Genomic DNA, 21,792 nt, shown 5'->3' with positions numbered 1-21,792 from the left:
CCCCATGGAGCCTTCACAACGGCTTGCCGAAGCGGAACGTATCGCCCGACTCGCCGGCGAGCGCATTGTAGCCGCCCGACAGTCGCAGGCATTTCAGCACCGTTACAAGAGTGGCGACGAGCTGGTAACGGACGCCGACGTCGATGTCGACCGACTCATCGCGACGGAGCTCGACGCCCACTTCCGCGATGACGCCCGCCTGACCGAGGAGCTCTCGCCGGAGCGCGACGTGCTGGAGGACAGCGAATCGCTGTGGATCGTCGACCCCATCGACGGCACGGTCAATTTCGCCTATGGCCATCCGCATGTGGCGGTTTCCATTGCCTGGGCGTCCGAAGGAAAGCTGCGGCTCGGCGTGGTGCATGCCCCCTTTCTGGGCGAAACCTTCACGGCGCTGCGTGGCGAAGGCGCCTGGCTGAACGGCGAACCCATCGAGGCGAGCGACGCCCGCGAACTCGAACGCAGTCTCGTGGCAACCGGATTTCCGTATCGGCGCGACGCACGCGCACCACTCCTCAGGAGGCTGACCGGCGTCCTGGCTCGTTGCCGCGACATCCGCCGCAACGGTTCCGCTGCGCTGGACCTCTGCCATGTCGCCTGCGGTCGGCTCGATGCCTATTACGAAAGCGTATCGCCCTGGGACTTTGCGGCGGGGCTTCTCATCGCGCGCGAAGCCGGAGCCAAGACCGGACACTTGTACCCATGTCCCGACCGCATCCCCGCGGATCTGTACGGCGAGAACATCCTGGTGAGTGCACCCGGCATCCATGGCGCTCTGCGTGACATACTGCTGAAGGCCGATGAGGGCAGGCTCGACGAGATAGAAGCCTCGGGCTGAGTGCTCTATAGGGCGTCCCAATAGCCGGCGTAGCAAGACTCTATTGGCACCCTGGCGTCCGATCAGGGAGAATGTGGCTTAGACTCAAGGCTAAAGAATTCCCTAACCAAGGAGACTTTCTATGTTGGCAGTGATTTTCGGCCGCCCCGGATGCCCCTTTTGCGTGCGTGCCAAGGAACTCGCCGAGCAGTTGAGTGAAGCACGCGATGATTTCAACTTCCGCTATATCGATATCCATGAAGAAGGCATCACCAAGGCCGACATGGAAAAGACCATCGGCAAGCCCGTTGAAACGGTGCCCCAGATCTTCGTCGATCAGACCCATATCGGCGGGTTCACCGAATTCGATGAGCACGTGCGTGCCAACGAGCTCATGCCGGCCACGCAACGCTGAGCCGCGCGCAGTCGCCCAGGGACTGCACCGACGCCGGCCACTAGCCGGCGTCGTTCCGGGTACCGACGCCATCCCCTGTTTCCGTCTTCCAGCCCGCCTCCTTCAAGTCGCCGTTCTTCATCCCCTTTTCCTGCTCGACACCCTTTGTGCCAACGCCGGTTTGCGCCTGCGTTGAATTCCCCACTCGTCGAAGTCGCGAATCGGTTTCTATACTGATGTCATCGCGATAAAAGGGTGAGGTATCGGTCATGCAACGCGATGAGTTCCAACAACAACTTTGGCTCGATTACATTCATTGCCACCCCGACATGGGAACTCAGTCGCTATGGCCGAATGACCGTCCCGCCGAATATTTCGTGCTCGCCACGCTCAATCGGGCGCCCTATCACGCCCAGCGCCTGCTTCCCGCCCTGCACCATTTCGGCTACCGCCGTATCGGGCATTACGCCATGGCGGACCGGGGCTTGTTGGCCAGTGTTCTCAGCTCGGGCAACGCAGACGCCTGGATCGTGCTCGTCGAGCTACAACTGGATACCCTGACCCAGGCACCGCGGCATCGCCTGGAAGCTCTGATCCACCGCGCTCATCCGCATGACAGTCGCGGACAGAACCTGCTGTCGCGAGGCCGCCCCTGGCCCATGCCGGACTGGGAAACCTACCGACAACTCCTTGCCGCCCACCCGCTCGCCGCCTGGCTGTCAATAATGGGGCCACGCATGCACCACGTCGGGTTCGACTGCCAGACGCTGGGCGAAGACATTGCGCAGCTCGACGCAGCGGTGACCGACATGGGGCTTCACGCCGGCGATCCGGGGGAAGGGTTGCTGCCCATCTCGCCCTTGCTCGAGTACCGTTACTATGCGTGTTGCACGCAACGTGGCGTTTTCGCTGACGGAGATGAACATCGCATTGTCACCGGCGGATTCTCGCTGGTGCAGAAGCGCCTTCCCGGCGTCCGCGAACGCAGCGCGGAACTCCTCCTGCCGCTTCATACGCGATGCGAGCTGAGCGCCTAGGCTTCTTGGTGTCGAGACTCGTGGGCGTGGTCGTCATATGACGACCAGTCTTCGTCATCCGGCTCGAAGTCGAGCTCGAACTGCTGAGGTTCGAAACGCGGATCCATCTCGCTGAGATAGTGCGTCGACTCCACCATGGGGACGGCCGCCACATAGGGCTCCTGCTCGACTTCCGGGGGAATGCCGTGATGGCCGTGCAGGCGCACCATCACGAACATGGCCAGCGTCAACGCCACGCCGCCCAGGAAAAGCCACAGCCCGTCCGGCCCGGTCAGCTCCATGATCAGTGAAGCGCTGTAAGGCCCGATCACCGAACCGATGCCATACCAGATCAAGAGCTTGGCGTTGGCTTGAATGGTTTCCTCCGGCTCGAGCCAGTCGTTGGTATGCGACAGGCTCAAGGAATACAGCGTATGCAGCATGGCGGTATGGAAGCAGGCCACCACCAGCAGCACCCAGAAGTCGAAACGCGCCGCGACCGAGATCATGGCCCCCGAGATGGCCATGACCAGCGCCATGCAGAGAATCACCTTGCGGCGGTCGAAACGATCGGAAATGCGCCCCAGGGTCCACTGCGCCACCAGCGCGACCAGCGTGGTGATGGCCATGAATTGCGCGGTCTGTGACGTCGACAGACCGATTTCCTGCCCGTAGAAAGGCGTCATGGCGAAGAAGGCCTGCACCATCAGCCCCGCCGTGAAGGCACTCACCAGCCCCACTGGCGCACGCCGATACAGTTCCTTCAGTGAAATCTTGCGCGAGACATCGTGCGACGAACGCGTCGGCCCGTGGATACGATAAATCGACAGGGGCACCAGCGACAGTGCGAAGAGAATGCCGGACACGGAAAACAGCACGAAGGTTGCGGGGTCGGCGGCATTGAGCAGCCATTGCCCCAGCGCCAACGACGATGTCGAGATGACCAGGTACCAGCCGAGCACACGCCCGCGATTGTCGTTGGTCGATTCGCCCGAGACCCAGGACTCCATCACCATCAGCAACCCCGCGGTCGCTGCGCCCCCGAACAGTCGCCAGACCAGCCACGACCAGGGATTGACCCAGAGCCCATGCAACATCGCCGTCACGGCCAGTACCGCGGCACACGCCGCGAAAACCCGAATGTGCCCCACCGTGCGAATACGCTTCTCGATCAGATAGCTTCCGATCACGAAGCCCAACGAGAAACTCGACATCAGCAAACCCGCCATCTGGGAGGGGAACCCCTCCAGCGACATGCGCACCCCGAGCAAGGTCATGATCAGCCCATGGCCAAGCAAGAAACTGATTTCGCTAAGAAATAGAATGGGAAGGGTTGCGGGCAAGCTGCGCAAATCGACCTCCTGGCGATAACGTCAATATGGGTTTGGGCATGTCCGCTGCGGCATGCGCGACGTGCGTTTCGGGGATAGGCGTCAGTTTACCTGCTAAGGCGCATCACGACATCCATCTCGGCATGGATGCCGCAAGGGGCACGGTTCTCGATGGCTTTTTCAGCGCTGCACCGAGCATGAAACACCTCCTGTTCGCCGCATGGAAAAAGTCATCCACACAAACTGTGGATAACGCTGTGCATTAACACCGTACAAGAGGCCAGCTTGGCCGATGACATCCCACTTCGACTCAAATCGATCAGATTTTCATCATCTCCATGTCACATTGAGGATGTCCGACGCCGCCGTCGCCGACCTCCCCCTTTCGTCGAGTGGACAGGCGGTATCGACTTGTTTTTAATGCCGATATGGTGCAATGCAACATGTGCGCCCGGCCCCGCACGCCACCTCATCTCCCAATACGCCATGTCTCAGGGCGCTGGTCTACAAAGACGTAACGGCGCAGATGACCAGGAGTGTCACATGACCACCCCCCTCTGGCAGCCGTCGACGACGGCCATCGAAAGCACGCAAATGCATGCCTTGATGCAGCGTATCAAGCGTGAACACGACATCGACCTGAACGATTACGAGTCGCTGCATGCATGGAGCGTCGAGCACCTGGAAACGTTCTGGTCACTGCTCTGGGATGAATTCGACATCGTCGCCGAACGCCGTGGCGAGGATGTGCTGGTGCATCCTGATGCCATGCCCGGTGCCCGCTGGTTTCCGCAAGCGCGCTTGAATTATGCTGCCAATATGTTGCGGCGGCGTGACGCGCACCCGGCTCTGATCGTGCGCGACGAACGACGGCGCCGCCGCGTCATCAGCTACGCCGAGCTCTACGACCAGGTCGCCAGGCTGGCCCACGCGCTTCAAGCCAGCGGTGTCACCGAAGGCGACCGGGTCGCCGGCTTCGTGCCCAACAGCGAACACGCCGTCATTGCCCTGCTGGCCACGGCCAGCCTCGGTGCCGTATGGTCTTCCTGCTCACCGGACTTCGGCACGCATGGCGTGCTCGACCGCTTCGGACAGATCACGCCCAAGGTCCTGATCGCCACCGATGGCTATACCTGGAATGGCAAGCCCATCGACACACGCGCTCGCGTCGCCGAGATCGTCGAGTCCATCGACTCCCTCGAGCGCGTGGTGGTGTTTCCCTTCCTGGAGGATGCCCCCGACCTCGATATCATCCCCGGCGCCATCGCATGGTCGGACTTCCTGGACAACGACGCCAGCCAGATCGACTTTCAGGCCCTGCCGTTCGATCATCCGCTCTATATCCTCTATTCATCGGGCACCACCGGCGCGCCCAAGTGCATCATTCACACGGCGGGCGGTGCCTTGCTGCAGCATTTCAAGGAGCACCGCCTGCATAACGACCTCGACGCCGAGGATGTCTTCTTCTATTACACCACCTGCGGCTGGATGATGTGGAACTGGCTGGTCTCCGGACTGGGGTCCGGCGCCACGCTATTGCTCTATGACGGGTCGCCTTTTGCCCCGCACCCCGAAACGTTGTGGCAAATCGCCGGTGAAGAAGGCATCACGATCTTCGGCACCAGCGCCAAATACCTTTCGGCCTGCGAAAAAGAAGGCCTGATGCCTGGCGAACGCGCCGACCTTTCCCGGCTCCGCGCTGTGCTTTCCACCGGCTCCGCGCTCGCCCACGAATCCTTCGACTACGTGTATGCGTCGATCAAGTCCGACCTCATACTGGCCTCCATCTCCGGCGGCACGGATATCGTGTCGTGCTTTGCGCTGGGCTGCCCGATAAAGCCGGTCTATCGTGGCGAGCTCCAGTGCCGCGGGCTGGGAATGGCGGTCGAGATATACGACGAGCAAGGGCAGAGCATCACGCACGGCAAGGGCGAGCTCGTCTGCACGCGCCCCTTCCCCTGCATGCCGATCGGATTCTGGAACGATCCAAGCGACGAGCGCTACCGAGAGGCCTATTTTTCCACCTTCCCCGGCGTCTGGGCCCACGGTGACTACGCCGAGCTGACCTCGCACGGCGGCGTGATCATCCATGGCCGGTCCGACTCGGTGCTCAACCCGGGCGGTGTACGCATCGGCACCGCCGAGATCTATCGCCAGGTGGAAAAGGTCGACGGAGTCCTGGAATCCCTGTGCATCGGTCAAGCATGGCAAAACGACATCCGTGTGGTGCTTTTCGTGCGCATGCGTCCCGGTGTCACGCTCGACGATGCCAAGCGCGATGAAATCCGCCGCATGGTGCGTCTGCATACCACGCCACGCCATGTGCCCGCCAAGATCATTGCCGTGGACGACATCCCGCGCACCTTGTCGGGCAAGATCGTCGAGGTCGCGGTACGCAACGTCGTGCATGGCGAGCCCGTCAAGAACCAGGACGCGCTGGCCAACCCCGAGGCACTCAAGCTGTTTGCCAACCTGCCGGCACTGGCCGAGTGAGCGCACCGGCAGCCACCTTGGGGGTGAGACTGGGCAGGCGGTACACGATCCAGTAGCATGATCGCCAAGTCATTGAAGGAGAACGGCATGGCGACCCTCAAGGGGCTGGTAAGCGTGCTGTTGCTGATCGTCAATACGCTCTTCTGGGGCGTGCCGCTGTACTTGCTCACGCTCCTCAAGCTGGTCACCCCGACCCGCCGCTGGCGCCTGCGCGTGCTGGCCGGCCTCAATGCCATTGCGCTGGCGTGGATCGCGACCAACAACTGGTGGATTCGTCACTGGATCAAGCCACGCATCAGCGCCCAGTTGCCCGATGGCCTCTCGCCACGGCAATGGTGGCTGGTCATTGCCAATCACCAGAGCTGGACGGACATCTTCGTCATGCAATACCTGCTGCATGGACGCACGCCGATGCCCAAGTTCTTCCTCAAGCGCGAACTGATCTTCATCCCCGTCATCGGCCTGGCCTGGTGGGCGCTGGAGTTTCCGTTCATGCGCCGCTACACGCGGCAAAAACTCGCCGAACGCCCTCAACTGGCGGAACGGGACCGGCGCGCGACCCAACGCATGTGCGAGCGGGCAAGGGAAATGCCCATGGCAATTTACAATTTCGTCGAAGGCACGCGTTTCACTCCGGCCAAGCGAGACCGCCAAGCAAGCCCCTTTCAGCACCTGTTACGCCCCAAGGCCGGCGGAACCGCACAAGTCCTCGGCCTGCTGGGAGACCGCTTGAGCGGCATAATCGACGTGACGCTTCATTACCGGTCTCCCCGCCCCAACTTCTGGCACTTCCTGTGTGGCCGCAACGACAGCGTCCACATGGAAGCACGCCTGCTCGCCGTGCCAGCCTGGATGGTTTCGGGCGACTATCATCTGGATCCGCACTACAAGGAACGCTTCCATTCATGGCTGAACGCGCTATGGCAAGAGAAGGATCGTGCGCTCGCCTCGTCCCCCTTCTCCTCTTCATCTTGATATTGGCAGGTTGCGCGGGAGGACCTGGCGCCGGCGGCTATCGAGGCAACATCGCCGGCAACTGGATTTCCATTCAACGCGGCGACACATTGGGAGAGATCGCCAAACGTGCCGACGTCCCCTTGTTACGTCTGCAGCGCTTCAATCCCGGCGTGGACGCCCGGCGGCTCGCCATCGGACAGCGCATCCTGGTGCCGACGCGACGCGAACGCGCCCCCGGGGGCGGCCCCTACCGGTACCAGGTGCGGCCCGGCGATACCTTCACCAGCATCGCACGCCTCTTCGGCAGCGATCCGCGACGCGTGCAGGCAGCCAACCCCGACACTGCCGCCAATGCCTTGCGCGTTGGTCAACTGATCCAGGTGCCGTTGTCGGGAAGTACGCAGCAAGCCAGCGCGGCGGCACGTCGCTCCTCCTCCGCGGCGGCCGCCAAGCCGGCGACAAGCCGTCGCGAACTGCCAGACCCCGGCGCCATGCCGGCAAGTGCCAAGGGGTGGCGCTGGCCACTGGATGACTACAAGGTCTCGCGACGCTACGGCACGGATGCACGTGGCACCCTCCAGCCGATGTTGCTGTCGGCCCCGGGCGACAGCCAGGCCCGTGCCGTCGCCGACGGGACCGTGCGTTTTGCCGACAGCATGCGACAGCTGGGACGCGTGGTGATCATTCACCATGCCGACAACATGCAAAGCGTCTACGCCCTCTGCAAGCGACTTCTCGTCAAGGATGGCGATCGCGTCTCGCAAGGCTCGCCGGTCTGTGACATCGGCTACCGCCACGACACCGGTCGTTACGACTTGCTGTTCGATGTGCGTCACGGCGGCAAGCCCGTCGATCCTGAACGCGTGCTACGCTGAGTCAAAATACCGGACATGGCAGTCCCCGTGCCGCCGTCGATGTTTTGCGACATCGAATCATCACGGCAATGACGCATGACTGTCATGACGGTGTACCAGTCTGGCGATGTCTCGATATGACACGGAGGGCGCATCATGCGAGTCGCATTGGTCAGTGAAACCTGGACACCCGAAATCAACGGTGTCGCCCATACGCTGGGGCATCTGGCCCAATACCTCGTCACCCGTGGCGTCACCCTGCAACTGGTGCGGCCAAGACCGCAGCAAGGTGGCCGCGAAGGCCGTGCCGAGCGAGACGTGCAGGTCCGCGCGTTTTCCCTGCCGGGCTATGCCGGAGTCTATGTCGGGGCACCCGATTGGCGGCGCCTGTCGCGTCTCTGGCGCCAGTCGCGTCCCGACGTGGTCTACATCGCCACCGAAGGACCACTTGGCTGGGCAGCGCTGGCAACGGCCCGGCATCTTGCGATCCCCGTCGTCGGTGGCTTTCATACCAATTTCGACCAATACGCCGCCAATTATCATCTGCGCGCCCTCAGCGGTCTCGTCACCGCAGGCCTGCGTTATTTCCATAACCGTTGCCGGCTGACGCTGGTGCCTACCCACGTTCAGGCCGAGCGTCTGCGGCAACGAGGCTTCCACCATGTCGACGTCCTGGGCCGGGGCATCGATGCCGGGCGGTTCTCGCCCTCGTGGCGCGATGCCCAGCTAAGAGCGCACTGGGGCGCCGACGATCATCGGCCCGTCGCCCTGTATGCCGGACGACTCGCCGCCGAGAAGAATACTCGCTTGCTGGTCCGTGCCATACGCGAGATGCAGCACGTCCAGCCGGACGTGATTCCGGTCCTGGTGGGGGACGGCCCCGAGCGGCAGCGTCTCGAGCGGCAACTGCCCGACGCCGTTTTCACCGGATTTCTCACCGGCGAGGCCCTGGCGCAACACTACGCCAGTGCCGACATGTTCCTGTTCCCTTCGCACTCGGAGACGTACGGCAATGTCGTTCCCGAAGCCATGGCCAGCGGCCTGCCCGTGGTGGCATTCGACCAGGCAGCCGCCAGCGAACTGATCACGGATGGCGGCGAAGGACGCCTCATTGACGCGACCGCCGACGACAGCTTCGTGCAGGCCGCCGTCGATCTTTGTCTCCAACCGGCCAGCCGCGCCCGCATGGGACGCGCCGCCCGCGAGAAAGTCGCCCATCAGAGCTGGGATCTGATCGGCGAGCGCTTTTTCACCTATCTAACGCTGACGGCTCAGGAAACACAGCATGCGCTCACGACCCCTAGCCATGTTTGATCGGCTCGATACCCTCGAATGGCAGCTTTGCCACCGTATCGCCCTGCTCAGCCATCGACGCCTGGTCCATGGCGTATTCCGGTTCTGCAGCCGGGTCGGTGACTGGCCGGCCTGGGTCGCCCTGGCCCTGCTGCAACCGCTCGTGCATGGCCAGGCGGGATGGCGTCTGACGTTGATCTGGGGCCTGTGTGCCGCGACCGGGGCCACTGTCTATCGTCTTCTCAAGACGCGCCTGTGCCGGGAGCGACCCTATATCACCTTTTCGAGCATTCCCTGCACGATGCCCCCGCTGGACCGCTACAGCTTTCCAAGCGGCCACACCTTGCATGCCGTGATGTTCTGCACGCTGACGGCGGCATCATCTCCCTGGCTGCTCGTGGTGGTCTTGCCGTTGAGCGGACTCATCGCCGCCTCGCGGGTCATTCTCGGCCTGCACTACGTCAGTGACGTCGCCGCCGGCGCCGTGCTGGGATTCGCCATCGCTCAGGCGGGGCTGTGGATCGCCATGCGAGGTCAATGGCTACCCCTTGCCGCTTGATAACGCCCCATCGGCATCTACGCTTTCTTTCCCTTTTCCTTCCTTGCTGTTTGCCATGAAAAAAACTTCGAGGTTTGCTCGAGGTTTCAAAGATGTCTAGATAACGGTATAACGCCTGGACTGCTCAGCGAATGCTATCCGCGATAATAGTTGGCAGGCACGAAGGGCATGCGGGTCACCCGCATCGGCAGGCGCTTGCCGCGTACGTCCGCGTACAGCGTCGTCTCCACGCCGGCCCACTCGACATCCACGTAGGCCATGGCCACGGGCTTGCCCAGCGTCGGCCCGAAGCTGCCGGAGGTCACTTGGCCGACATGTCGATCGGCGTCGTCGTAGAGTCGGGTGCCTTCGCGCACAGGGGCCCGGCCCTCGCCCACCAGGCCGACACGCTTGCGCACGATGCGCTTGGTGTCGATCTGCGGCAGGATGACGTCCGCGCCCGGGAACCCGCCTTCGCGTTCCCCCCCAATGCGGCGCGCCTTGCCCACGGCCCAGATCAAGCTGGCCTCCGCCGGCGTGGTGTGTGCATCCAGATCATGGCCATACAGGCAAAGCCCCGCTTCCAGCCGCAACGAATCGCGTGCGCCGAGGCCGATCGGCTCGACCTCGGGCTGCTCCACGAGCCACCGGGCCAATGTCTCGGCCGCGTCCCTGGACACCGAAATTTCGAAACCATCTTCGCCGGTATAGCCACTGCGACTGATCCATAGCGTGGTGCCCAGGGCATCGAACTGCCCATGGCGCATGAAGACCAGATCGCATGCCGCGGGGCACAGGCGCGCCATGACATCCTTGGCTTGCGGCCCCTGCAGCGCCAGAAGCGAACGGTCGAGCACTTCCACCTGATGCGCGGCATCGAGGCCGGTGCGCAGATGCGTCACGTCCTGGTCCTTGCAGGCCGCGTTGACCACCACATAGAGGTCGTCGCCTCGATTGACGATCATCAGGTCATCGAGAATGCCGCCTTCGTTGCCGGTGAAGAGCGCATAACGCTGCATGCCCGCCGGCAAGTCGACGATATCCGCCGGCACCAGCGTCTCGATGGCCTGCGCCGGCGTCGGTCCCGAAATCAAGAGCTGTCCCATGTGCGAGACATCGAACAGGCCGCACGCGTTGCGGGTGTGCTCATGCTCTTTCTTGACGCCAAGCGCATACTGCACCGGCATGCTGTAGCCGGCGAAAGGCACCATCTTGGCGCCGAGAGAGAGATGCAAGTCATGCAGCGGTGTCTGGTGCAGATCGTCGTCCATGGTCGCTTCCTCGCAAAGGTGCATGCCGGGAGCGGCTGGACCGCGCCCGGCTTGGTTTCAGTGCTTGTCGTTGAGATCTTCGCCCGGCAGGACGGTCTTGCCCTCGAAGTGATCACGCGTGAGCTTGAAGACCACCGGCGACAGAAGAGCCAATGCAATCAGGTTGGGGATCGCCATCATGGCATTGAAGACACTGGCCATCAGCCATACGAAGTCCAGCGGCGCGACGGCCCCGACGAGGATCGCCAGGATATAGACCACCCGATAGACCTTGATCGATGCGACACCGAACAGGTATTCGAAGCACTTTTCGCCATAGAAGGCCCAGCCGAGAATGGTCGTGAAGGCAAAGACCGCCAGCGCAAAGGACACGACATACTGGCCGATTCCCGGAAGCGCGCCATTGAAGGCCATGGCGGTCAATGCAGCGCCGGTCTCGCCCGATGTCCACTCGGCGCTGGTCAAGATCGCCAATGCGGTGACCGAGCACACGATGATGGTATCGATGAAGGTTCCCAGCATCGCCACCAGCCCCTGACGCACCGGGTTCTTGGTCTGTGCCGCGGCATGGGCGATGGGCGCACTCCCCAGCCCCGCTTCATTGGAGAACACGCCCCTCGCCACGCCATACTGAATGGCCTTGGCCACGGCAGCCCCGGCGAAACCGCCGGCGGCGGATACCGGCGTGAAGGCATGACCGAAGATCAGCCCCAGCGCTGCCCCGACCTGATCGATATTGATGAACAGCACCAGCAGACCACAGACGATGTAGGCGATCGCCATGAAGGGCACCAGCTTGCCCGCCACCTTGGCAATGCGCTTGATCCCGCCGAGGATCACGGCACCGGCCAGCAGCATGATGATCACACCGGTCAGCCAGTGCGGCATGCCCAGTGACTCGCTGAGCCCATCGGCGACCGAATTGGACTGCACGGTATTGCCGATACCGAAGGCGGCCACCGCACCGAAAAAGGCGAACAGGGCCCCTAGCCAAGCCCACTTCTTGCCCAGCCCATTGCGAATGTAATACATGGGCCCGCCAACGTGATCGCCGGCCGCATCGACTTCACGATAGCGGACGGCCAGCACCGCCTCGGCAAACTTGGTCGCCATGCCGACCAGCGCGGTGATCCACATCCAGAACACCGCGCCCGGCCCCCCCAGGAAGATGGCCGTCGCCACCCCGGCGATGTTGCCGGTACCGACGGTGGCCGATAGCGACGTCATCAGCGCATTGAAGGGAGAGATTTCCCCTTCATTTTCATCCCCTTTTTCGGCCTGGCGCCCTTTCCAGAGCAGCCGGAAGCCCGCGCCCAGCTTGCGAATGGGCAACAGCTTGAGACCCAGCTGGAGATAGACCCCCACGCCGAGCAAAAGAACAAGCATCAAGGGGCCCCATACGACATCGTTGATGGCGCTGAATATTGCGTTGAGTGTTTCCACGAGATGTCCTCCCAGACATTTGTTGTTATCAGCACGAGATGCGCTGCCGTCGGCGTAACATCAAGAAGATAAACGCCAAAACCCTGTCGACTTTAGCGGACTGCCTCACCTGCGCTCCACACCTGCATCGTGAAATCGCGTAATCGGCTGCATGAAGAGCAAAAAACACCGCCAGCCGGTGTGGAGGTCGGCAAGAATCAGGTTTCTTATCCGAAACAGAGGCTAATCGCTGTCCCGAGGATTGGCAACCGCGCGACCGACGGCGCGCCGGATTGCATCCCCGGCATGCGCACCATGACGCGGGCCTTGCCGCGGCGGACGAGCGCCGTCGCCTGCGTGCGGGGGTGTACTGCCTTGGCGTCGCGGGGATCTCCCGGTATCGTGCGGTTTTTTGCTGGACGCTGGGTCGCGTTCTGTCCACCCTTACAAGGCGGTCGAGCCGAACGGCACATGGAAATGCAAGATGACGATGCCAAGGACACGTCAATCATGCATAATGCCCTTCATATATTCCCCGATTCAGAAAACCTTTTCGTATAGGAAAAAACGCGATGAGTCACATTCCCGCCAATCTCCGCTATACCGACAGCCATGAATGGGTCCTCGACAACGGTGACGGCACGGTCACGATCGGCATTACCGATCATGCCCAGGAAGCGCTGGGCGACGTCGTCTTCGTCGAGCTGCCCGAAACCGGACGCGAACTCGATGCCGGCGAAGAGTTCGGCGTGATCGAATCCGTCAAGGCGGCCTCCGATCTGTACCTGCCGCTGAGTGGCGAGATCATTGCCGTCAACGAGTCCCTCGAAGACGCTCCCGAAACCGTCAACGACAATCCCTACGAAGACGGCTGGATCATCAAGCTCAAGCTCGCCGAACCCGAGGCGCTCGAATCGCTGCTCGATGCCACCGCATACGACGCACTCGTCAGCGCCGAAGAAGACTGACGCCCCTCGCGTGATGCATTGAGTTCTGTCTTGAGGCGGCGGCATGCCGTTGGGTGCCGTCGTCTGGTGTCGAATCGGGCTCGACCGCCCGCTACTGTTTGGGTGTTGCATGGCAAACGACAAGCGCAGCCTGGCCGAACTGGCCAACCACGATGATTTCCTGACGCGTCACAACGGCCCCGACGAGGGCGATGTGCAGCAGATGCTGGAGACGCTGGGACTTCCCGATATCGAATCGCTGATGACCAGCACGATCCCCGGCGACATTCGTCTGGCACGTGAGTTGGCCCTGGAAGAGCCGCGCGGCGAAGCCGAAGCCCTGGAGTATCTCAAGCGTCTGGCACGTCAGAACAAGACCTTCAAGAATTATATCGGGCAAGGCTACTATCCCACCTACATGCCAGCAGTGATCCAGCGCAACGTGCTGGAGAATCCCGGCTGGTACACGGCCTATACGCCCTATCAGCCCGAAATCGCGCAGGGCCGGCTGGAAGGGTTGCTCAACTTCCAGCAGGTCGTCATGGACTTGACCGGCATGCCGATCGCCAACGCTTCGCTGCTCGACGAGGCGACAGCCGCCGCCGAGGCCATGGCGCTGTGCCGGCGAGCCAACAAGAAGGTCAAGTCGGCGTGCTTTTTCGTGGCCGACGATGTCTTGCCTCAAACCCTCGATGTATTGCGTACCCGGGCTGCCTATTTCGGCTTCGAGCTCGTCGTCGCGCCGGCGGAAACCCTTCCCGAGCACGAGGTGTTTGGCGCGCTGCTGCAGTATCCCGGCGCCACCGGCGAGGTTCGCGACCTGGCACCGCTGCTCGAACAGGCCAAGGAGCGACGCGTGATGACCTGCGTCGCGGCCGACCTGATGAGCCTGGTCCTGCTGAAAGAGCCCGGCGCGCTCGGTGCCGACATCGTCGTGGGGAGTTCCCAGCGTTTTGGTGTCCCCATGGGCTACGGCGGGCCGCACGCCGCCTTCTTCGCCGCCAGCGACGCACTCAAGCGCTCGCTGCCCGGACGCATCATCGGGGTCTCCAAGGACGCTCGCGGTCAACGCGCCCTGCGCATGGCCATGCAAACCCGCGAGCAGCACATCCGCCGGGAAAAGGCGACGTCCAACATTTGTACCGCCCAGGCGCTACTGGCCAACATCGCCGGTTTTTACGCGGTGTACCACGGCGCCGATGGCTTGCGCACCATTGCCAGCCGCATTCATCGCCTGACCACCCTGCTGGCCGAGGGCCTCAAGCAGCACGGCGTCACGCTCGCTCACGACAGCTGGTTCGACACGCTGACCCTCAAGGGGCTTGACCATGGCCAGGTGCATGGCCGCAGCATGGCGCATGAGATCAACCTGCGCTACGACGCCGCCGGCACGATCGGGGTCAGCCTCGACGAGACCACCACGGCCGCCGACGTGGTCACGCTGTTCGACGTCCTGCTGGGCGACGAGCACGACCTGTCGGTGAGCGAACTCGACCGCCACGTCCGCGAGACAGGCACGACCGGCATTCCGGCGCATCTCGATCGCGAGAGCGATTTTCTCACCCACCCCACCTTCCATCGCTATCGCAGCGAAACCGCGATGCTGCGTTATCTGAAGCGCCTCGAGAACAAGGACCTGTCCCTCACCCATGCCATGATCCCGCTGGGGTCATGCACCATGAAACTCAACGCCACCAGCGAAATGGTACCGATCAGCTGGCCGGAGTTCGCCAACATCCATCCCTTCGCGCCCCACGACCAGGTGGCCGGCTACAAGCAGATGATCGACGAGCTGTCGGCCTTTCTGGTCGAAATCACCGGCTACGACAGCATTTCCATGCAGCCCAACTCCGGAGCGCAGGGCGAATACGCGGGCCTGGTCGCCATTCGGCGCTACCAGAAGGCCCAGGGCCAGGGCCATCGCGACATCTGCCTGATTCCCAGTTCGGCGCATGGGACCAACCCCGCCTCGGCGGCCATGGCGCAAATGAAGGTGGTGGTCGTCGACTGTGACGACGAAGGCAATATCGATCTCGAGGATTTGCGTGGCAAGGCCGAGAAGCACAGCGAATCGCTCTCGGCGATCATGCTGACCTACCCCTCGACGCATGGCGTATTCGAGGAAAGCGTGCGCGAGGCCTGCCGGATCGTGCACGATCACGGCGGCCAGGTGTACATCGACGGCGCGAACATGAACGCTCAGGTCGGCCTTTGCCGCCCCGGCGATTTCGGTGGCGACGTCTCGCATCTCAATCTGCACAAGACCTTCTGTATCCCGCATGGCGGCGGCGGCCCCGGCATGGGACCGATTGGCGTCAAGGCGCATCTGGCGCCCTTCGTGCCCAACCACGTGGTCACGCCGCTTCCGGGCGTCGACGAAAAGGCCGGCGCGGTCGCCGCGACGGCCTACGGTTCCGCGTCGATCCTCCCGATCTCCTGGGCCTACATCAAGATGATGGGCGGACGCGGCATGAAGCGCGCCACCCAGCTGGCGATCCTCAATGCCAACTACATCGCCAAGCGGCTCGAGGGGCATTACCCGGTGCTCTACAAGGGCCGCAACGGCACCGTCGCGCATGAATGCATACTGGACATCCGCCCGCTCAAGGCCGCGTCCGCGATCAGCGAGGAAGACATCGCCAAGCGCTTGATGGATTACGGCTTTCATGCCCCGACGATGTCATTCCCGGTCGCCGGCACCCTGATGGTCGAGCCGACCGAGTCGGAGTCGCGTTACGAGATCGACCGCTTCTGCGACGCCATGATCGCCATACGCGAGGAAATCCAGCGTATCGAAACCGGCGAATGGCCCGCGGACAACAACCCTCTGGTCATGGCACCGCACACCCAGGCGGACTTGATGGAAGCCGACTGGGAACGGCCCTACTCGCGCGAACTCGGCGCCTTCCCCACCGAAGCCACCAAGGCCGCCAAGTACTGGCCGGCGGTCAACCGCGTCGACAACGTCTACGGCGATCGCAACCTCATCTGCACCTGCCCGCCGATCGACGCCTATCGCGACGACGTCTGAACGTTTCGACAGGACCGACGAAAAACCCCGGGCGGCAAGGCCCGGGGTTCAGCGAAGACGAAGACTACGCTTTAGGCATGATCGTTCCGGTCAGGCCTCGTCTTCGAGCGGCGGCGCTTCGGCATAGCCGTACAGGACGTTGCGACGCTGCAGGCGAAACTCGCCCAGCAGCTGCTGGTAGCGACGCGGCATCTCGACGCCGCGCTTGGTGACGACATACAGCGTCTCGTAGACCGACTCCGCCAGGGGCAGCTCCTTGACCTGACGCTGCCAGGGCGAGGTTTCCATCACGCTCCGAGGTACCACGGTAAAGCCCAGCCCTCGTGCCACTGCATCCAGCACCATGCTGACTTCGTTGGAGAAGCCCTGCTGGGGAAAGTGGCTCATCGAGCGAAACTCGCCCGCGAAATTGCGCCTGAGCAACGAACTGGCGTTATTGATGCCGTCCGAATAGTTCATGAAACCGAGCGCCATGAGTTCGCTGATCGTGGTGCCCGTGAAGTCGGCGGGCACCAGCAGGCACAGCGGCTCCTGATGCCAGGGTTCGAAATCCAGGTCGGGATGCTTGGTCACGTCCGTGACGATGCCGACATCGAAGCGTCCGGCCAATACGGCGTCGACGATCTCCGCGTTGAAGGCGAAATCGTAGGTCACCGTCAATCCCGGGTGCATCTGCTGGTAGCCCAGGATGAACGGATAGAACATCAGTCCCACGCTGCTCGGCGACGCAACGCGGCATTCGCCCGTGTCCGGCGAATCGTTGTCCAGGGAATGCCGAAACTGCTCATGCTCGGCAAAAAGCTTGACCGCATAGTCATAGGCACGGCGTCCGGTTTCCGTGAGCGTGAAGCGACGGCCATGACGATACAGCAATGACTTGTCAAGGTAGCGTTCGAGCTTGCGGATGTGCTGGCTGACGCCAGGCTGGGTCATTTCCAGCTTGCGTGCGGTGTGCGTGAAGCTACCCGTCTCGACAAGCGTGATGAAGGTGCGAAAGTATTGCGCGTTGAACATGAACTGAGGGTCCACCGGCTGGCGTATCGGGGCGGCTGCATCTATGCCGAAGCCTGCTGACGCACGACCGTCGTAACGGTTAGCACGGCCATAACCGTGGCTTCGAGGGCATTGGCGGAGGGATTATAGCAAATTATGCTGCGCCTCACATCGCTGCGCGGCCGAAGGTCGCATGATAGCATCAAGACATGATTCAGTGCCTGGCCGACCCGGTGCCGATCGTGCGCCGGCCGTTCCTTCGGCACCATGCCGCCACAAGGATGCGTCAATGCCCCAAAAGCTTTCCACCATCATTTCTCCCGAGGGGAGCCTCGAGGTCCTCTCCCAGCAGGAAGTCAATCGTCTGCGCGACACCTCGGCCAACGGCCTGCACGATCTCTTGAGACGCTGCTCGCTGGCGGTCCTCAACTGTGGTACGCCCACCGACGACAGTCGCGCCCTGATGCAGACGCACCACGACTTCGAGATAGAGGTATTGCAGCAGGACCGCGGCATCCGCCTCAAGCTCGACAACGCACCGCATAGCGCCTTCGTGGATGGGCAGATGATCCGCGGTATCCGCGAGCACCTCTCCGCGGTGCTGCGCGACATTGTCTACGTGCACAATGAAATCCAGCACTATCCCAAGTTCGACCTGAAACGCGGCGACGGCATCACCAACGCCGTCTTCCATATCCTGCGTAACGCCGGCACCTTGAAGTCCTCGCGTGAACCCAGTCTCGTGGTGTGCTGGGGCGGCCACTCGATCACCCGCGAGGAATACGACTACAGCAAGGACGTGGGCTATCATCTCGGTCTGCGCGACCTGGACATCTGCACGGGATGCGGCCCCGGCGCCATGAAGGGCCCCATGAAAGGCGCCAATGTCGCCCATGCCAAGCAACGCCGCCATGACGGCCGCTACCTGGGGATCTCCGAGCCCGGCATCATCGCGGCCGAATCGCCCAATCCGATCGTCAACGAACTGGTCATCATGCCCGATATCGAGAAACGCCTCGAGGCCTTCGTGCGTGTCGGGCACGGCATCGTCATCTTTCCCGGTGGCGTGGGCACGGCCGAGGAAATTCTGTACCTGCTGGGCATTCTCCTGCACCCGGACAACGCCGACATCCCCTTCCCCATCGTCTTCACCGGGCCACGCGACAGCGCCGACTATTTCAAGCGCATCGACGAGTTCCTGGCCTTTACGCTGGGCGAACGCGCTCGGGAACGCTATCGCATCATCATCGACGACCCTGCCGAGGTGGGACGCGCCATGCGGCGCGGCGTGGATGATGTGGGCACTTTCCGCCGCACCCACAGCGATGCCTTCTATTTCAACTGGCGTCTCAATGTCGCCACCGGCTTCCAGCTTCCCTTCGAGCCCACGCACGAAAGCATGGCGCAACTCGCCCTGCACCGCGAGCAGCCGGTCCACGAGCTCGCGGCCAACCTGCGCCGGGCGTTTTCCGGCATCGTCGCCGGCAACGTCAAGGAAGAAGGCATTCGTGCCATCGAACAACACGGTCCCTTCCGGCTACATGCCGAACCGGACATGATGGCGCGACTGGATGATCTGCTTACATCGTTCGTGGCACAGGGACGCATGAAGCTGCCGGGCAGCGAGTACGTTCCCTGCTATACGCTTGGCTGACATGCTTGTCGCTTGCCCGTGGCTGCGCGGATCGACGGACCGATAGGCATGGCTTATGGAAGTGATCGCCTCTTGCAATTGTTAAAGTGCTAACAGCCTTCTAGACTGCAACGCATACGCGAGCCCCCGGGCTCGCGTCTTCGTTTCATCCATTGCCTGTCTGCCAAGGAGAGCACCGCATGGCATCACTCTTCGAACCGTTCGACCTGAATGGCACACGCCTGAGCAACCGTATCGTCATGGCGCCGATGACCCGTTCACGCGCCGCGGAAGACGTCCCCGACGAACTGGGTGCCCTCTATTATCGGCAACGCGCGAGTGCCGGCCTGATCATTTCCGAAGGCACGCCCATTTCACGGCAGGGACAAGGCTACCTGTACAATCCCGGGATCTTCGGACCCGACCAGGTAGCGGGGTGGGCCAAGGCGACGCGTGCCGTTCATGAGCGCGGCGGCGTGTTCTTCGCGCAGATCTGGCATGTGGGCCGTGTATCGCATACCTCGGTGCAGGTGGCCGGAGCCGCGCCGGTCGGCCCCAGCGACAAGCAAGGCGGCATGGCCTTCGGTTACAACGAAAATGGCCAGCCGGACATGCTCGAGGCAAGCCGGCCGAGGCGCCTCGCAACTCATGAAGTGCGCGACATCGTGCGCGATTTCGCCCAGGCCGCCGTCAACTCGCGCGAGGCCGGCTTCGATGGCGTCGAGATTCATGGCGCCAATGGCTATCTTTTCGAGCAGTTCCTCAATCCCGGCGTCAACGATCGCGATGACGAGTATGGCGGTTCGCGCGAGAATCGCTGTCGCCTGCTGATCGAAGTCGTCGATGAAGTCAGCAAGATGATCGGCGCACGGCGCGTCGGGGTTCGCCTGTCGCCCTTCGGCACCCTGTTCGACATGCCGGAATACGAGGACAACGGCGAGACCTACCTGTACCTGGCACGCAAATTCAACAAGCGCGGGCTCGCCTATGTCCACCTCCACGACCAGGGCGGTCAAGGCATGCCGCCCATGCCCCGCGACTATCTACGCCAGTTCCGCGATGTCTACCAGGGGACCTTGCTGCTGGCCGGCAACCTCGACCAGGCCGAGGCCGAAAAGCTGGTGGACGAAGGCACCATCGACCTGCCGGTCTTCGGTCGTTATTTCACCTCGAATCCGGACCTGGTCGAGCGGATGCAGAACGGCTGGCCCCTGGCCGATTTCGATCCGGCCACCTTCTACGGGGGCGACGCCCGAGGCTACGTGGACTTCCCCACCTACCCCGAAGAGCAGGCACGCATCGAACGCGAAAGAATGATCCAGGAATCGTCTTCCTGAGGGCGAGACCACCCTGCAGCATGAAAAGGCCCCGATCCCAGGATCGGGGCCTTCATCGTTCGAGGTGCTTCGCGGTACGCGACCTGAAAGGATGACCGCACCGGCTCAACGGCGGGCATGCCATCCCGTCATGAGCGCATGCAGCAACAAGCCGGCCGTGGCACCGTGCGAAACGACGGTCGCCCAGCCCGCAGCCGTGCTCGCCAGCACATGATGCCACCCCGCCAGCAGCAGGCACCCGATGCCGAACGCCACGCCAAGCCGCTTGAGCAGTCCGGGCATCAACCGGCGTTGCGCCGTCGTCATCCGCCGCCAGTAGGCAATGCTGACCACGGCAAGGCCACCGGCAATCAGCGCCAGCATGGCGATATGGGTGTCGTACCCTCCCAGCTGATAGCGAGGCCAGGACAGCAGCACCAAGAGCAGCAGTCCGATCATGACGCTCAACCGGGCCGCCGAGGGGGAGCCCTCCGTGTCACGCATCAGGCAACCTTCAACCCTTGCTCGTCGATCCATGCCTCGACCCAGGGAATCGCGGCATCGTCCGCCATGAAGGTTTCCATGGCATCGATTTCCAGGCGCTCGCCGAGGCGCTCCGCGCCCAGCTCGTCGAGCAAGGCATCCAGTGCACGGCCGGCACCGCAGAACGTATCGCCATAGGAACTGTCGCCCAGGGCGATCAGGCCATAGCGCCAGTTCGCCAGTGCCGGCGGCGCTTCGCGCAGATCGCGCGCGAAAGGCACGAAATTGCCGGGGAAATCGCCGCTACCGGTGGTGGAAACGCAAAACAGGGCCAGATCGGGCAAGGGATCGAGATCGGCGAGACTGGGTTGCTCGACGATCGTCACGTCATAGCCCGCTTGCTCGAAGAGCGGTGTGACCTGCTCGGCGACGTCCAGGGCACCCCCATACATGGTGCCTACGAAAATTTTGAGACTTGGCATGCAGTCGTCGACTTACTCGTGAAATATTCGTCGTGAAAAGATGCACCGCGTCAGTGACATGGGACACGGCGACAGCGTCTATTCGCCGGGATGAGCGGCATCGGCGCACCCGAGTGGGCGCGCACATCTATCGAAACGGCCGGGGCCATCGGCCCCGGCGTTGTCCATGGGTACGCAAGCTGACGAGACGTCAGTGCACGACCTTCGACTCGTCGAAATCCTCGACGCGTGCCTTGAGCTTCTGACCGGGACGGAACGTCACCACGCGGCGTGCGGAAATGGGAATTTCCTCGCCGGTCTTCGGGTTGCGTCCCGGGCGTTCGCGTTTGTCGCGCAAGTCGAAATTGCCGAAGCCCGACAATTTGACCTGCTCGTTCTCGCGCAGGCAGCTGCGAATCTCTTCGAAGAAGGCCTCGACCATCGACTTGGCTTCGCGCTTGGAAAAGCCCAGCTCAGCATGCAGATGTTCGGCCAAATCCGCTTTGGTCAGCGCACCCATGCTCTCATCCTCGTAACGGCTG

The 21,792-nt window shown here is 62.6% G+C and carries 20 protein-coding genes; 12 read left to right on the top strand and 8 right to left on the bottom strand.

Annotation, left to right across the window (positions count from 1 at the left end; genetic code table 11):
• Positions 1–4 precede the first annotated feature (4 nt).
• Positions 5–838, top strand: a complete 834-nt coding sequence (locus CSAL_RS09240) for an inositol monophosphatase family protein (RefSeq protein ID WP_043558283.1) — start codon at positions 5–7, stop codon at positions 836–838.
• Positions 839–959: 121 nt separating this feature from the next.
• On the top strand, positions 960–1,232 hold the full coding sequence (locus CSAL_RS09235; RefSeq protein WP_011507121.1) for a GrxA family glutaredoxin: 273 nt from the start codon (positions 960–962) through the stop codon (positions 1,230–1,232).
• A 40-nt stretch (positions 1,233–1,272) separates the two neighbouring features.
• Here CSAL_RS09235 and CSAL_RS17475 read toward each other — a convergent pair whose 3' ends face one another.
• A complete protein-coding gene (locus CSAL_RS17475) occupies positions 1,273–1,482 on the bottom strand; it encodes a hypothetical protein (RefSeq protein ID WP_148266820.1) in 210 nt (69 codons plus the stop codon).
• Between CSAL_RS17475 and CSAL_RS09230 the strand changes: the two genes are divergently transcribed.
• Positions 1,481–2,248: a VOC family protein gene (locus tag CSAL_RS09230; RefSeq protein ID WP_011507120.1), complete on the top strand. Its 768-nt coding sequence runs from the start codon at positions 1,481–1,483 to the stop codon at positions 2,246–2,248. The genes CSAL_RS17475 and CSAL_RS09230 overlap by 2 nt on opposite strands.
• Here CSAL_RS09230 and CSAL_RS09225 read toward each other — a convergent pair.
• Entirely contained in the window at positions 2,245–3,570 is a 1,326-nt protein-coding gene (locus tag CSAL_RS09225) for an MFS transporter (RefSeq protein ID WP_224114675.1), read from the bottom strand. The two genes, CSAL_RS09230 and CSAL_RS09225, sit on opposite strands and share 4 nt — an antisense overlap.
• 531 nt (positions 3,571–4,101) lie before the next feature.
• Between CSAL_RS09225 and CSAL_RS09220 the strand changes: the two genes are divergently transcribed.
• The 5 genes from CSAL_RS09220 (at position 4,102) to CSAL_RS09200 (ending at position 9,714) form a co-directional block, all read left to right on the top strand.
• Positions 4,102–6,051, top strand: a complete 1,950-nt coding sequence (locus CSAL_RS09220) for an acetoacetate--CoA ligase (protein ID WP_011507118.1) — start codon at positions 4,102–4,104, stop codon at positions 6,049–6,051.
• 87 nt (positions 6,052–6,138) lie between these two features.
• Positions 6,139–7,026 carry a 1-acylglycerol-3-phosphate O-acyltransferase, YihG family gene (gene yihG, locus CSAL_RS09215; RefSeq protein ID WP_035413084.1) on the top strand — a complete coding sequence of 296 codons (888 nt, stop codon included), beginning with the start codon at positions 6,139–6,141 and terminating at the stop codon, positions 7,024–7,026.
• Positions 6,957–7,883 carry a murein hydrolase activator EnvC family protein gene (locus CSAL_RS09210; RefSeq protein ID WP_083831098.1) on the top strand — a complete coding sequence of 309 codons (927 nt, stop codon included), beginning with the start codon at positions 6,957–6,959 and terminating at the stop codon, positions 7,881–7,883. Before yihG ends, CSAL_RS09210 begins: the two co-directional genes overlap by 70 nt.
• Before the next feature lie 135 nt (positions 7,884–8,018).
• Positions 8,019–9,176 (top strand): glycosyltransferase family 4 protein, encoded by a 1,158-nt coding sequence (locus tag CSAL_RS09205; RefSeq protein WP_011507115.1) that lies wholly within the window; start codon positions 8,019–8,021, stop codon positions 9,174–9,176.
• A complete protein-coding gene (locus CSAL_RS09200) occupies positions 9,169–9,714 on the top strand; it encodes a phosphatase PAP2 family protein (RefSeq protein WP_011507114.1) in 546 nt (181 codons plus the stop codon). The genes CSAL_RS09205 and CSAL_RS09200 overlap by 8 nt, the downstream gene beginning before the upstream one ends.
• Before the next feature lie 134 nt (positions 9,715–9,848).
• On the opposite strand, the gene gcvT is transcribed toward CSAL_RS09200, so the two are convergent.
• On the bottom strand, positions 9,849–10,964 hold the full coding sequence (gcvT, locus tag CSAL_RS09195) for a glycine cleavage system aminomethyltransferase GcvT (protein WP_043558276.1): 1,116 nt from the start codon (positions 10,962–10,964) through the stop codon (positions 9,849–9,851).
• Between the two features lie 57 nt (positions 10,965–11,021).
• On the bottom strand, positions 11,022–12,407 hold the full coding sequence (locus tag CSAL_RS09190; protein ID WP_011507112.1) for an alanine/glycine:cation symporter family protein: 1,386 nt from the start codon (positions 12,405–12,407) through the stop codon (positions 11,022–11,024).
• A 551-nt stretch (positions 12,408–12,958) separates the two neighbouring features.
• Between CSAL_RS09190 and gcvH the strand changes: the two genes are divergently transcribed.
• Both gcvH and gcvP read left to right on the top strand, forming a co-directional pair.
• Positions 12,959–13,354 (top strand): glycine cleavage system protein GcvH, encoded by a 396-nt coding sequence (gcvH, locus tag CSAL_RS09185; RefSeq protein WP_011507110.1) that lies wholly within the window; start codon positions 12,959–12,961, stop codon positions 13,352–13,354.
• Positions 13,355–13,463: 109 nt separating this feature from the next.
• The gene (gene gcvP, locus CSAL_RS09180) at positions 13,464–16,364 is read left to right on the top strand and encodes an aminomethyl-transferring glycine dehydrogenase (protein ID WP_011507109.1); all 2,901 of its coding nucleotides are present in this window, start codon (positions 13,464–13,466) and stop codon (positions 16,362–16,364) included.
• Between the two features lie 90 nt (positions 16,365–16,454).
• Here gcvP and CSAL_RS09175 read toward each other — a convergent pair whose 3' ends face one another.
• Positions 16,455–17,378: a LysR family transcriptional regulator gene (locus CSAL_RS09175; protein WP_011507108.1), complete on the bottom strand. Its 924-nt coding sequence runs from the start codon at positions 17,376–17,378 to the stop codon at positions 16,455–16,457.
• A gap of 268 nt (positions 17,379–17,646) precedes the next feature.
• On the opposite strand from CSAL_RS09175, the gene ppnN reads away from it, so the two are divergent.
• Positions 17,647–19,011 carry a nucleotide 5'-monophosphate nucleosidase PpnN gene (gene ppnN, locus CSAL_RS09170; RefSeq protein ID WP_011507107.1) on the top strand — a complete coding sequence of 455 codons (1,365 nt, stop codon included), beginning with the start codon at positions 17,647–17,649 and terminating at the stop codon, positions 19,009–19,011.
• Between the two features lie 179 nt (positions 19,012–19,190).
• Positions 19,191–20,327, top strand: a complete 1,137-nt coding sequence (locus CSAL_RS09165; RefSeq protein WP_011507106.1) for an alkene reductase — start codon at positions 19,191–19,193, stop codon at positions 20,325–20,327.
• A gap of 105 nt (positions 20,328–20,432) precedes the next feature.
• On the opposite strand, the gene CSAL_RS09160 is transcribed toward CSAL_RS09165, so the two are convergent.
• From CSAL_RS09160 to ihfA, 3 genes are all read right to left on the bottom strand, one after another.
• Positions 20,433–20,810 carry a hypothetical protein gene (locus CSAL_RS09160; RefSeq protein WP_011507105.1) on the bottom strand — a complete coding sequence of 126 codons (378 nt, stop codon included), beginning with the start codon at positions 20,808–20,810 and terminating at the stop codon, positions 20,433–20,435.
• Entirely contained in the window at positions 20,810–21,271 is a 462-nt protein-coding gene (locus CSAL_RS09155; protein ID WP_011507104.1) for a flavodoxin domain-containing protein, read from the bottom strand. Before CSAL_RS09155 ends, CSAL_RS09160 begins: the two co-directional genes overlap by 1 nt.
• A 190-nt stretch (positions 21,272–21,461) precedes the next feature.
• Positions 21,462–21,770: an integration host factor subunit alpha gene (gene ihfA, locus CSAL_RS09150; RefSeq protein ID WP_011507103.1), complete on the bottom strand. Its 309-nt coding sequence runs from the start codon at positions 21,768–21,770 to the stop codon at positions 21,462–21,464.
• Between the last annotated feature and the right edge of the window lie 22 nt (positions 21,771–21,792).

Source organism: Chromohalobacter israelensis DSM 3043 (assembly GCF_000055785.1).
Classification (GTDB): Bacteria; Pseudomonadota; Gammaproteobacteria; order Pseudomonadales; family Halomonadaceae; genus Chromohalobacter; species Chromohalobacter israelensis.
Note: the sequence above shows the minus strand (reverse complement) of the source record. Positions and strands in the feature narration are given on the sequence as shown.